This is a genomic window from Desulfococcus multivorans (assembly GCF_001854245.1).
GTDB lineage: Bacteria > Desulfobacterota > Desulfobacteria > Desulfobacterales > Desulfococcaceae > Desulfococcus > Desulfococcus multivorans.
The window spans coordinates 1,047,239-1,059,963 of record NZ_CP015381.1; the positions used below are offsets into that span (position 1 = coordinate 1,047,239).

Below are 12,725 nucleotides of genomic sequence, written 5' to 3' on the forward strand. Positions count from 1 at the left end.
TGTGATAGAAACTTTTTTAACGCCGGATCATGATTTTGGACGGTAATATCACTTGCCTGCGTATGATGGAACCAACGCCCCACGCACCGCCCTGCCTGAAAACGGTCGGAAAGTCTATCATCCGGTCTGAAAACATCACTTCTCGGTTCGATCCGATACGGTCGCATTGGGCGCCGCGGTAGAACCGTGAGAATCGTCGGATAACAATTATGCAGGATATAACGAAAAATCATGCCGAGGATGTCTCGCCTGAAGGTCATATTGATAAGATAACCTTTTCGGATATTGAGACGTCCCGTCAACTTTTCGGGGAGCACAACCGAAATCTTCTGAGGGTCGCGGCCGGAACGGACTGCCGTATTCATGCCAGGGGGAACACGGTTTTCATCGAGGGGGATCCAATATCGACGGATCTCGCCCGGAACATCCTCCAGCAACTCTACGATCTTCTGAAAAACGGATACCCCGTTTATGCCAACGATATCGATTACGCCGTCAGTCTGCTGAGTCGTGACGACCGGACCCGCCTGAAGGATATCTTCATGGATACGGTCTATGTCACTTCCAAGAAGCGTTCCATCACGCCGAAGAGTCCGTCTCAGAAAGCTTATATCGATGCTATGCGACAGTTCGACATTGTTTTCGGCATCGGACCCGCCGGTACCGGAAAAACCTATCTCGCCATGGCCATGGCGGTGGCGGCCCTGTCAAAAGGTACCGTCAACCGGATCATTCTCACCCGCCCCGCCGTCGAGGCCGGGGAGACTTTAGGGTTTCTTCCGGGAGATCTTACAGACAAGGTGGACCCTTACCTCCGCCCGCTTTATGATGCCCTTCATGATATGATGCGATTTGAAAAGGCCTCCAAACTGATGGAACAAGGCGTCATCGAGGTGGCCCCTATCGCCTTCATGCGCGGCCGAACTCTCAACGATTCCTTTATTATTCTCGACGAGGCTCAAAACACGACCTCCGAGCAAATGAAAATGTTTCTGACCCGCATCGGATTCAGTTCGAAAGCGGTGATAACCGGAGACGTCACCCAGGTAGATCTGCCGCCTAACCGGACATCGGGACTGATTGAGGCCCGGGATATTCTCCAGGACATCAAGGGCATCCAGTTTGTATTTTTTTCCAAGGCCGACGTGGTGCGGCACCGCCTGGTGCAGGACGTCATCGATGCCTATGAAAAGCTGGACGAGATGAAACGGAAGGAAAAATGAATATCGAAAAAGGCAAGATTCGGTTGTTATCGATATTGGAGAACACCGGACCTGTCAAGTGGCTCCTTTTGGTTTTGGTGACAACGGTTTTCACCCTGGTTCTCTACCCCAACACCATCATCCGAAGACATGACTATGCCCTGGGAGACGTGGCCGAACGGGATATCAAGGCCCCGCGTGATTTTCTCATCGAGGACCTGTCCGGTACGGAAAAGAAACGACGGCAGGCCGAGGAGTCCGTACTGACGGTATATGATCATAACACCATACTGATCGACACCCTTCGGGACAATGTGACAGGTGCCTTCTCCATGATGCATACCTCCGGGGCGGATGCCGATGCGACCGACGTGTCCGATGAAGATGCAAGCGGTGTCGACATCGATGGGGCATCGACAGGAGGTGATCATCGCCGGGTTCGGGCCCGGAGGGATGCTTTCGAAAAAAAACTCGGTATCAGTGTCAGTGCCGGAGCGTTCACCATTCTCGAAAAAGAGGCGTTCTCTTTGGAAATACCGACGTTGATCCTGGGGATTCTTGAACGGATTCTCGCAAAAGGGGTGGTTTCGAACAAGGAGTTGCTTCTCAAGGATGCCGAGCGGGGCATCCGCCTGCGGGTTGTCGACTCGCATGAGGAAAAGACCATCCACAATCTGGATCAATTCTATGGACTGGACCAGGCCAAGGCCATGGTCAGAATCGTGGGCAAACCGTTGATGGAGAGTCTCAACTACACCTCCGCCAATCTTGTCGTCGATTTCACCCAACGGCTGATTCAGCCTAATATCACTCTGAACCGACGGGAAACTGAAGATCGGAAAGCGGCGGCGGCGGCGGCCGTGAAACCGATTTTTTACAAGATCAAGGCCGGGGAGATGTTGCTGCGCGAAGGAGAGCGGGTGACCGAGATGCAACTGCTGAAGCTGAAAAACCTACGGCAGCAGAGTCGTCTCGAGAAGGGATATGTCCGCAGCCTCGGCGGGCTGATTCTGATCCTGTCCATGCTGATCATTGTCTATTTCATCCAGACCCGGCATCCTGGAAACGGGATGTTGTCCAGTAACAAGGCGATCTTGTTTCTGTCGGTGATGCTGATCATTTTCTTTTTATTGCCCAATGTCTCCGAGATTCTGTTCAAGGCCGTGACCCGGAACACCCCGATCCTGATTTCCGACGACACTCTTTTCGCCGGGATCCCCATGGCGGCGGGCGCCATGACGGTTTGCCTCTTTTTGCGGTTCGGGACGGCCATCTCCTTTGCCGCGGTGCTGTCGGCCTGTGCTGCGGTTATGTTCCAAGGGCGGTTCGAGGTGTTCCTCTATTTCTTTCTGAGCGGCGTCATGGGCGCCTACTGGATGCAGAACTGCCGGGAGCGAAAGGTGTTCATCAAGGCGGGTATCCGGCTGGGATTTTTGAACGTGCTTCTTGTCACCGGAGCGGCCGTTTACATTCGGGGCGTGCCCGGTTTTGATATTCTGTGGGATTGGGTTCTGGCCCTTCTTTCCGGTATAGCGGCGGGCATTATCACCGCCGGTATTGTCCCCATGCTGGAGATGGCCTTCGGTTACACGACGGATATCACGCTGATGGAATTGGCGAATCTGGAGCAACCCATCCTCCGGCGCTTGATGATGGAAGCCCCGGGAACCTATCACCACTCGGTGGTCGTGGGTTCCATGGTCGAGGCGGCGGCGGCGGAAATCGGCGCCAATCCGATTCTGGCCAAGGTCTGCGGTTATTATCATGATATCGGCAAAATCAACAAGCCATTATATTTCATAGAAAATCAAATGCGCTGTGAAAATCGGCACGATAAGCTCGCACCGTCCATGTCGAGCCTGATCCTGATCTCTCATGTCAAGGAAGGGGTCGAACTGGCTAAAAAACACAAACTGGGACGGGAAATCATGACCGCCATCCAGCAGCATCACGGCACCAGCCTGATCCGCTTTTTCTATGACAAGGCCGTCAAGTTGCGGGGCGAACAAGCGGTCAAGATGGAAAATTTCCGATACCCGGGGCCCAAGCCCGAAACGCGGGAGATTGGCCTGGTGATGCTGGCCGATGTGGTTGAAGCGGCCTCCAGAACCCTGGAGAATCCTAATCCATCGCGAATCCAAGGTCTTGTCCAGAGTCTCATCAACAAGATTTTTTCAGACGGTCAGTTGGATTACTGTGAACTGACACTGAAGGATCTTCACAGCATTGCCAAAAGCTTCAACAAGATTCTCAACGGGATTCATCACCATCGCATCGAATATCCCGAAAAAAGCGCTGCAAAAGACGATAAGGAAAACCATGAGCGTACTGATCACCAACAACCAAAGTCGGTTCAACGTTTCCCGGGAAAACCTAAGGAAGACGGCGCAGACCATCTTAAACGCCTTGGGCTGTGAGAATGCCGAACTTTCGATTCTGATCGTTGACGATATCCAGATGGCCGAATACCACCGCGACTACCTCAACCGGGAAGGTCCCACCAACGTCATTGCTTTCGCCATGCAGGAGGGGGAATTCGCTCACGTGGCGCCCTATCTGCTCGGGGATGTCGTCATCTCCCTGGATACCGCCAACCGGGAGGCTGCGGAGATGGGTATCCATGTGATGGAGCGGTTTGACGAACTCCTGATCCATGGGATTCTCCACTTGGTGGGATACGACCATGAGCGGAGCGAAGCGGAGGAGCGCCGCATGGCAGAGAAAAGCGCGGTTCTGGCATCTCTGCTCCGGAAAGCGGGGAACGAATGAGTCGGTTTGAGGTCATCCTGATATCCCACTCTCCCGAAGAAACCCAAACCCTGGGCCGAGAGATCGGTTTGAGGGTCCGCCCCGGCACAGTCATCGCCCTCTTCGGCGATCTGGGCAGTGGGAAAACGGCCCTGGTTCAGGGATTGGCTCGCGGGATAGGCGTACCCGAGGACGAGGTCGTCACCAGCCCCACCTATACGCTGATCAATGAATATTCGGGACGGCACCCCTTCTATCACATCGATCTCTATCGTCTGGACAGCACGGTGGATTTCGAGGAGATCGGTCTCGAAGAAGCCCTTTACGGAGAAGGCGTCGCGGCAGTCGAGTGGGCGGAGCGGCTCCATAATGAAGCTCTTTCGGAGCACCTCGACGTTCACCTTTACCTGGATTCCGCCGACCCTGATCGGCGTAGGATCCGGCTGATGGCCTACGGGTCTGAAACGGTCAACTTGTTAAGAGATCTGAAAAATATTTTGAAGGAGAAATAATGGGGGTAATTGTACAGAAATTCGGGGGGACATCGGTTGCGGACACCGAGCGCATTCGAAACGTCGCAAAGCGGGTCGCCAAAACCTATGACGCGGGCCACGATGTGGTTGTCATCCTTTCTGCCATGGCGGGCGTGACGGATCAGCTCATCTCCATGGCCTCGACGATTTGCGAGCGGCCGGAAAAACGAGAAATGGACGTGCTCCTCGCCACCGGCGAACAGACAACCGCAGCTCTCCTCGCCATGACATTGATTTCCATGAAATATCCGGCCCGATCCCTGATGGGGTTTCAGGCCGAGGTCCGGACGGACTGCGCCTTCGGTAATGCCAGGATTCTGGATATCCATGCCGATCGCATCGAGGTGTTGCTTCGACAGCGAAATATCGTCGTCATCGCCGGTTTTCAGGGGCACGATTGCGAGGGAAACATCACGACTCTGGGTCGGGGCGGCAGCGATACATCCGCGGTGGCTATAGCCGCCGCTATCAAGGCGGATGTCTGCGAGATCTACACGGATGTGGATGGGGTATATACGACGGATCCGAACATCTGCAGCAAGGCTCGGAAAATCAAGAGCATCGCCTATGATGAAATGCTCGAGATGGCCAGCCTCGGGGCAAAGGTCCTTCAGATTCGCTCTGTGGAATTTGCTAAGAAATACAATGTCCCCATACATGTTCGTTCATCATTTTCGCAAGAGGAGGGTACGATGGTTTGGAGTGAGGAAGCCGACATGGAGCGCCTTTTAGTGTCCGGAATCACCTGCAGCAAAAACGATGCCAGGATCATGGTCAAAGGGGTGCCGGATCAGCCCGGAATGGCCGCCAAAGTGCTGGCCCCCATTGCCGAGGCCGGCATCGTTGTGGACATGATCATCCAATCCTCTCCCAAGAACGGCACCAATGACATCGCGTTTACCGTGCCCCGTACGGAATACAAGGCCGCTATGGAAATCGAACAGCGTGTAGTCGAGGCCATCGGCGCCGAGGGTGTCTACGGAGACGAGAGCATCGCCAAGGTTTCGGTGGTGGGCATCGGGATGAAAAGCCATTCGGGGGTAGCGGCAAAGATGTTTTCGACGTTGGCTGCCGAGAATATCAACATCCGCATGATCAGTACATCCGAGATCCATATCTCCTGCGTGATAGTGGAAAAATACGCCGAACTGGCGGTCCGCGCCCTTCACACGGCATTCGGGCTGGACAGCGATCTCTAACGGGTGCGGCGTTTCATACCCGACCAGTTGCTCGCGGTGATGGCGCTGGCGTCGGTTTTGGCCGTGATCATTCTGTTGCGGGAATGGTTGCGTTTTTAATTGACAAACTCAATTCTTGTGAATAATTTAATTGAAATTTCAAATTTATGAGAAGTCTTCTCATGAATCCAAATCCAAGGAGGAAAAAAGCATGCTTGAGGTAACATCGTCGGCGACGACGCAACTGAAGGAATATTTCAAGGGCAGAAAGATCGAACCCATTCGGATTTTTCTGAACGAGGGCGGCTGAGGCGGCCCGTCTTTGGCGATGGCTCTGGATGAGCCAAGAGACGGCGATATGACTAAAGAAATTGATGGATTTACCTACCTCGTCAATGAGGATTTCATGGAAAAAGTCAAGCCCATCAAGGTGGATTTCGTTGATATCGGTTTCAGACTCTCCTGCGGTGTCGATTTCAACACCGGCAGCGGGGGATGTTCAGGATGCGGGACTACCAGCAACTGCTGTTCGTAAGCTCCTCCATTCGACGATTTTAAAAAGGGCGGTCGTGATCGGTCGCCCTTTTTTTGTGCGCCCGGCGCCTATGGCTCTCGGATCAGGCTTTCGGGATGGGAAAGGCGATCATCTGATTATGATACGGTCCGACAATTGTGTCCGGTCTGTATATCATGCTGGGGAGGTGGGCATTATGGCGAAGGTGGACTATGTTCTCAACGATTCGACGGCGTTGGTGACGCTGGGTGACGGCGAGAATCGTTTCAACCCGGATTTTTTGAATGCGGTCCTGACGGTTTTAGACCGGATCGAAAACGAAACCGAAGCGGCCACACTGGTGGTTCGATCCTCCCACGAGAAAATCTTCTGCAATGGAATCGATCTGGCATGGCTTACACCCGTCATTCAGGGGCAGGACATGGGGACGGCCAAGGATTTCTTTTATCTCCTGAACCGGCTTCTCAAACGAACCCTGACCTACCCCATGATTACCGTGGCGGCCATTACCGGCCATTCCTTTGCCGGGGGTGCCATATGGTCCTGCGCCTTCGACTTTCGGTTCATGCGATCGGGTAGAGGCTTTTTCTGTTTCCCGGAGGTCGACCTGGGCATTCCGTTTTTACCGGGGATGTTGGCATTGTTGAAAAAAGCCATTCCCATGTATAAATTGGAGGAGATGCATCATACGGGCGTTCGCCTGACGGCCGAGGAATGCGAACGGCATCACATCATCAGAAAAGCCTGTCCCATGGAGACGCTCCTGGAGGAAGCGATGGCCTTTTCCCAGGGAATCGGCAAGCGACGGGAGATTGTCCGGGAAATGAAGGCCCGGCTTTACCGGGACATCATTCATGCTCTGGATGTCGAGGATATTCCCTACATTGAATCGGAACGATTCAATATCGCATGAGGTAAAACCTCGAAACACTTTTCAGGCCGCAGGATTGACCGCATCCGTTTTTCCGGAGGTGAAACATGAGAATATGGATAACCGGTGGTACGGGTTTTGTAGGGACGCAACTGTCGGAACGACTCCTGAATGAAGGGCACACGGTGGTCGCCGTTGGCACCCGGGCGAAGTTCGATGGTGTTCGGCATGAAAATTTTCAGTATGTTTCCGCCGATACCACCCGGGAAGGGGCATGGCAGGAGGGGCTTCGGGATGCCGATGCAGTGGTCAACCTGACGGGGCGATCGATTTTCAAGTACTGGACCGATGCCGTCAAAAAGGCCATATATCACAGTCGCGTGGCCACAACCCACAACATCGTGGCGGCTTTCCAAGCGGACCCCGGTCGGGATAAGGTTCTGGTCAGCACCTCGGCGGTGGGATATTACGGTGACGGCGGGGATGGCATTCTCACTGAGGCCTCGCCCCGGGGGGAAGGGTTTCTTGCGGATGTCTCGAAGGACTGGGAGCATGAGGCCCTGGCAGCAGCCGACAAAGGGGTTCGGGTCGTCATTTCCCGGTTTGGCATCATTTTGGGAAGGAACGGCGGCGCACTGAAACAGATGCGCCTTCCTTTCCGGCTCGGACTGGGGGGACCACTGGGAGACGGGCGCCACTGGTTCCCCTGGATCCACGAAGACGATCTCATTTCGGCCATCCTGTTTGTCCTGAACGAAAAAGGGATTACGGGACCTGTCAACATGACGGCTCCGAACCCGGTTCAAAACCGAACCTTCGTCAAAGCTCTCGGCCGGGCGGTTCGGCGGCCTGCGCTCATACCGGTTCCGGGATGCGTGCTGAAGACCGTCATGGGCGAATTCGGCGGGGTTCTCCTTTCCAGCCAAAGGGTCCTTCCCGTGAAACTGCTGGACGCCGGTTTCCGGTTCGCATACCCGGAAATCTATCCCGCCCTCAAGCATCTGGTCGAGGGGTGATGCTCTGGTGAATCCACCCCTTGCCGGGAAGAATTGCGGCCTCGATTTTCCCCGTTGCTATTGAGTTCTTTCTCATGGCATAATATATGAAATTCAATTTTCGACTTTCATAGGCCGTATCTTTCCGGTCAACGTTATGGAAGTCGAGCGTTGCGTAATCCAATTATATTGTGCATAAATGACATCATCTTGGAAACGATGGGGCGCCGGTTTCAGCTGTTGCGCCCTGAAGCGAAAAGAAGGAGTCGGCGATGACGGACTTGATGGATGCCGTGGTTTCACGGAGAAGCATTCGAAAATACGAAGATCGACCGGTGCCGGATGAAGCCCTGAACGATATACTGGAAGCCGTGCGGTATGCACCTTCCTGGACAAACTGCCAGTGTTGGGATATCGTCGTGGTCAGAGACGACGCCGTCAAGGGTCGGCTTCAAGAGGCCGTCGCTCCGAAGAACCCCGCCGTGAAAGCCGTCGGCGCCGCACCCGTGGTGCTGGCTGTCTGCGGCCGGAAAGGGGTGTCCGGATACTACGACGGTAAGGCATCCACCAAGTTTGGTGACTGGTACCTGTTCGACCTCGGGATCGCAACCCAAACCCTTTGCCTCGCCGCTCACGGGAAAGGGCTCGGCACCGTTGTGGTGGGGCTGATGGATCACGACCGGGCCGCCGCCGTTCTGAATGTTCCAGAGACCCACGACCTGGTGGTGCTGATTCCCATGGGGTATCCCGCCAAACGCCCGAGTATGCCCAAACGCAAAGAGCGGAATGAATTCGTTCATTGGGAATCATTTTGAAGGGCTACCGAATGTCGGGGTATTCCGCGAAATCGGTTTGGAAAGCGGATCACGGGGGAGCCAGTGACTCGGATTGTCGGAAAGTCGGATTTCGGGTGATTTTGGGGGTGATCCTCCTGTCGTTCTGGACGATAACCGGTTGCAAGAGCGCACCGCCTGCGGAGCCTGCCGCTTCCGAGGACCTTTTTATTCGTCAGGTTTCCGAAATTCCAGGGTATCCAAAACAGGCGCTGTTTGAAGGGGCGAAGCTTTGGCTTGCCGCCGGCTTTTCTTCGGACCTGGATGTCATTCAATACGCGAATCGGGACCAGGGAACCATCATTGGAAAAACCTCCTTTCCTTATTCAAGACCGTCCCGATGGGGACAAACGGAACGTTTCGATTTTCGATTCACGGTCATGGTCGAAACCAGGGACCACAGGATTCGAACCACCTTCTCGGATATGGCCCTGGTGGGCTTTCACGGGTTCGAAAATATACGGAAGGACGACATGGAGGCGATTCGGCCCCAGTTGGCGGCTGCCGTCGAGGCGCTTGTGGCCTCGTTTCACCGGGAGGAGTCGTTGCAGGACGAATGGTAGTCGTGGAAACTGCTTCCGACCTGGGAAGGCATGGGGAGTGAAGTGATATGAATATTCTTGAACAGGCAAAAAACGTCCTCCGGATGGAGGCCGACGGCATCCTGAACCTGGTCGACCGTATTGACGATAGCTTTGTTCGCCTGGTGGATCTGGTCTGCGGATCCACCGGGCGGCTGATCGTAGCGGGAATCGGCAAGTCGGGCATTATCGGCCGCAAGTTTGTGGCCACCTTTAACAGTACGGGAACACGGGCCATGTTTCTTCATCCGGTGGAGGCCATGCACGGCGATCTGGGAATGGTCTGTCCGGATGATATCCTTCTCGCTCTGTCCAACAGCGGCGAGACCGATGAGCTCAACATTCTCATCCCCAGTATTCGCTCCATCGGCTGCAAGATCGTCGCATTCACCGGAAACCGCCATTCGACCCTGGCCAGACACAGCGACGTGGTGATCGACGTCGGGGTGGAGAAGGAGGCCTGTCCCATGGGCCTGGCCCCGACAACCAGTACGACGGCACTTTTGGCCATGGGGGATGCCCTGGCGGTGGTGCTCATCAGCGAGAAACACTTCGAATCTTCGGATTTCAAGCGATTTCATCCCGGGGGAGCACTGGGACAGCGGCTTTCCATGCGGGTATCGGATTTCATGATGACCCGATCGCTCCCTACCGTCCTTGAAAACGAGGGAATGGGGGATGTCATTGCCGTTATCGATCGGGCCGGCATCGGCGTCGCCCTGGTGACCAAACCGGATCTGACCCTTTCGGGCATCATCACCGACGGGGATATCCGGCGTCTTTTGGCGAGAGGTGAGGCTGTTTTCGACCTGTCGGCCCGGGATGTCATGACGCCCAAACCAAAGACCGTACGTCAGACGTCACCGGCCTATGACGCCCTCAATATTATGGAGTCCTTTGAGATTACCGTGCTTCCGGTCACCGACATCAACGGCGTCGTTCTGGGCGTGGTGCACCTCCATGATATCCTGGGCAAGGGCAGTTTCAAGTTCAACGGAAACTGATCCCCCCATGGATCACAAATTTGTTTTTCCAAAAGAACAGGACTTAAGATGAGCGATTTCGATACGGTGGACGCCGTTGTGCCGATCCTGGGAGAGCCAAAACTTCTCACACCCCTCGAGTCACGCAAGCTGGACGGTAGTCGCCTTTTTGTGAGCGATGAGGACCGGGTGGTCATCGAGGTCGATGCCGGACGCCTTGTCGAGACGGTCTCGGCCGGCAAGACGGTATCCGCGTTCGAGATGGCGGGTCCCCGTCGGAAAATCTATTTCGACCCCAGCAAACTGCGTTGCGCCTTGGTGACCTGCGGGGGGCTCTGTCCGGGATTGAACGGCATCATCCGGTCGGTGGTCCTGGAACTGTATTATGGATACGAGGTCCGCAATATCTACGGCATCCGCTATGGGCTTCAGGGCTTTATTTCCGAATACGGCCATGACATCCTGGAACTCACCCCGGACATGGTCGGCGACATCATCGGCAACGGCGGATCTTTTCTGGGCTCTTCCCGGGGACCCCAGGATGTGGAGGCCATTGTCGACTGCCTCGAGCGGATGAACGTCGGCATTCTGTTCATGGTGGGGGGGGACGGGACGTTGATGGCGGCAACGAAGATCAGTGACGTCATCACCCGACGGAGACTCAAGATCAGCGTGGTGGGGATTCCCAAAACCATCGACAACGACATCCATATGGTCTCCCGCTCCTTCGGGTTCGACACCGCCGTCGGTCTGGCCACCCAATCGATCAGAGCCGCTCATAACGAGGCCCGCGGTTATCCCAACGGTATTGGATTGATCAAGCTGATGGGCCGCCACTCGGGCTTTATCGCGGCCACGGCCGCCCTGGCCCAGCAGGATGTCAATTTTGTCCTGGTCCCCGAGGTCGACTTCGATCTGGACGGCTCTGAGGGGCTGCTGGCAGCCCTTGAACGGCGACTCTTCGACAGGAGCCATGCGGTTATCGTCGTGGCTGAGGGTGCCGGGCAGAAATTCTTCGACGCTTCCGACCGGAAAGACCCTTCGGGGAATACCAAGCTTCAGGATATCGGTATGTTTTTGAAGGAGCGGATTGTCAGATATTTCGACGAACTCAAGATATCCGTTTCCCTGAAGTACATCGATCCCAGCTACATCATTCGGAGCCTGCCGGCCAACGCCAACGATCATGTCTTCTGCAGCTTCCTGGGGCGGAACGCGGTGCATGCGGCCATGGCCGGCAAAACCCGGCTCCTGATCGGCCACTGGAACAACCATTTCGTCCATATCCCCATGTCGGCCTCCGCCGGGCGACGGAAGCAGATCGATCCCAACGGCCGTCTCTGGCAGAGTGTTCTGGAGGCGACAGGTCAGGGTTCCCTCAAGAATCCCTGACGTATCGTCCGTCCCCGGGATGTCGTGAGAACGCCCGCATCTCGAAGAAAGACGGCTATATCTTTGAAAAAGGCCCGACGGTCCGGGGGGCAGTCGTTGTGGGCGCATTCCCATCGGATGATCCGTCCCAGGGGAGCTGCAGCGGCGATATCCAGGCCGTGGACAAAGGGGATGACGTCATCCCGGAGGCCGTGGAAGACGAGCAGCGGTTTGGGGTAGGTACGGATTGCCGCCAGATTGTCAAAAGGATCCCGGACCAGGAATGCCGGCACGCCATATCTTCCGGCAAAAGAGCGGACGCTGGTGAAGCTGGATATGAGGATCATGGCGGCCGACGACCGCTTTGCCGCCAATTGACAGGCGACACCGCTTCCCAGGGAACGACCGGCGAGGACGATTCGGTGGGGATCGACGTCGGGCCGCGCTGCGAGCCAATCGTAGGCCGCCGTGTAAACCGCATCGATGCCGGCCTGGGAGGGCCTGCCGCGGGACCGTCCATATCCCGGGTATTCCACCAGCAAAAGTCCCAGTCCCAATTGTGTGAAGGCACTGAACTCCTCCAGACACCCATCGATCAGCTCCGCATTGCCGTGGGCGAAGATCACGACGGGTCGGCGCTTCTGTTTCGGGTCGTCCGCCGGGGGCAGGTACCATGCCCCGACCCGGTTGCCGTCGAGGTCGAACCAGACGATGTCGAGGCCGGGAACGGCCGCGGGGCCGGGTGCCGGACCTGCCATTCCTGCCGGAAATATGATCTGGCGCTGGAAAAGGAACAGCATGACGCAGTAAACGAGATATAGAGAAAAAATCCACAAGACTGATGATATCATGGTTTTGTAAAGCATCCGATGGGGCACCCCCCTGGCAGGTTGAGGTCGTGGATGAGGCCGTCATG

Annotated in this window: 13 protein-coding genes; 12 read left to right on the top strand and 1 reads right to left on the bottom strand. The window is 55.6% G+C overall.

Annotation, left to right across the window (positions count from 1 at the left end; genetic code table 11):
• The first annotated feature begins 209 nt into the window (after window positions 1-209).
• From dmul_RS04435 to dmul_RS04490, 12 genes are all read left to right on the top strand, one after another.
• Entirely contained in the window at window positions 210-1,223 is a 1,014-nt protein-coding gene (locus dmul_RS04435; RefSeq protein ID WP_020876866.1) for a PhoH family protein, read from the top strand.
• Window positions 1,220-3,619 (top strand): HD family phosphohydrolase, encoded by a 2,400-nt coding sequence (locus dmul_RS04440; RefSeq protein WP_020876867.1) that lies wholly within the window; start codon window positions 1,220-1,222, stop codon window positions 3,617-3,619. The genes dmul_RS04435 and dmul_RS04440 overlap by 4 nt, the downstream gene beginning before the upstream one ends.
• The gene (gene ybeY / locus dmul_RS04445; protein WP_078081201.1) at window positions 3,522-3,971 is read left to right on the top strand and encodes an rRNA maturation RNase YbeY; all 450 of its coding nucleotides are present in this window, start codon (window positions 3,522-3,524) and stop codon (window positions 3,969-3,971) included. Before dmul_RS04440 ends, ybeY begins: the two co-directional genes overlap by 98 nt.
• On the top strand, window positions 3,968-4,462 hold the full coding sequence (tsaE, locus tag dmul_RS04450) for a tRNA (adenosine(37)-N6)-threonylcarbamoyltransferase complex ATPase subunit type 1 TsaE (protein ID WP_020876869.1): 495 nt from the start codon (window positions 3,968-3,970) through the stop codon (window positions 4,460-4,462). The genes ybeY and tsaE overlap by 4 nt, the downstream gene beginning before the upstream one ends.
• Window positions 4,462-5,682 (top strand): aspartate kinase, encoded by a 1,221-nt coding sequence (locus dmul_RS04455; RefSeq protein WP_020876870.1) that lies wholly within the window; start codon window positions 4,462-4,464, stop codon window positions 5,680-5,682. Before tsaE ends, dmul_RS04455 begins: the two co-directional genes overlap by 1 nt.
• Before the next feature lie 337 nt (window positions 5,683-6,019).
• A complete protein-coding gene (locus dmul_RS20125; protein WP_153302747.1) occupies window positions 6,020-6,196 on the top strand; it encodes a hypothetical protein in 177 nt (58 codons plus the stop codon).
• A gap of 175 nt (window positions 6,197-6,371) precedes the next feature.
• Window positions 6,372-7,088 carry an enoyl-CoA hydratase/isomerase family protein gene (locus dmul_RS04465; protein ID WP_020876873.1) on the top strand — a complete coding sequence of 239 codons (717 nt, stop codon included), beginning with the start codon at window positions 6,372-6,374 and terminating at the stop codon, window positions 7,086-7,088.
• A 65-nt stretch (window positions 7,089-7,153) separates the two neighbouring features.
• Entirely contained in the window at window positions 7,154-8,062 is a 909-nt protein-coding gene (locus tag dmul_RS04470; RefSeq protein ID WP_020876874.1) for a TIGR01777 family oxidoreductase, read from the top strand.
• Between the two features lie 251 nt (window positions 8,063-8,313).
• On the top strand, window positions 8,314-8,856 hold the full coding sequence (locus dmul_RS04475) for a nitroreductase family protein (protein ID WP_020876875.1): 543 nt from the start codon (window positions 8,314-8,316) through the stop codon (window positions 8,854-8,856).
• Between the two features lie 11 nt (window positions 8,857-8,867).
• Window positions 8,868-9,437, top strand: coding sequence for a DUF4468 domain-containing protein (locus dmul_RS04480; RefSeq protein ID WP_020876876.1), 570 nt, complete (start codon window positions 8,868-8,870; stop codon window positions 9,435-9,437).
• Between the two features lie 47 nt (window positions 9,438-9,484).
• On the top strand, window positions 9,485-10,459 hold the full coding sequence (locus tag dmul_RS04485) for a KpsF/GutQ family sugar-phosphate isomerase (RefSeq protein ID WP_020876877.1): 975 nt from the start codon (window positions 9,485-9,487) through the stop codon (window positions 10,457-10,459).
• 48 nt (window positions 10,460-10,507) lie between these two features.
• Window positions 10,508-11,830 (top strand): ATP-dependent 6-phosphofructokinase, encoded by a 1,323-nt coding sequence (locus dmul_RS04490; protein WP_020876878.1) that lies wholly within the window; start codon window positions 10,508-10,510, stop codon window positions 11,828-11,830.
• On the opposite strand, the gene dmul_RS04495 is transcribed toward dmul_RS04490, so the two are convergent.
• On the bottom strand, window positions 11,806-12,660 hold the full coding sequence (locus dmul_RS04495) for an alpha/beta hydrolase (protein ID WP_070962417.1): 855 nt from the start codon (window positions 12,658-12,660) through the stop codon (window positions 11,806-11,808). The genes dmul_RS04490 and dmul_RS04495 overlap by 25 nt on opposite strands.
• Window positions 12,661-12,725: the final 65 nt, after the last annotated feature.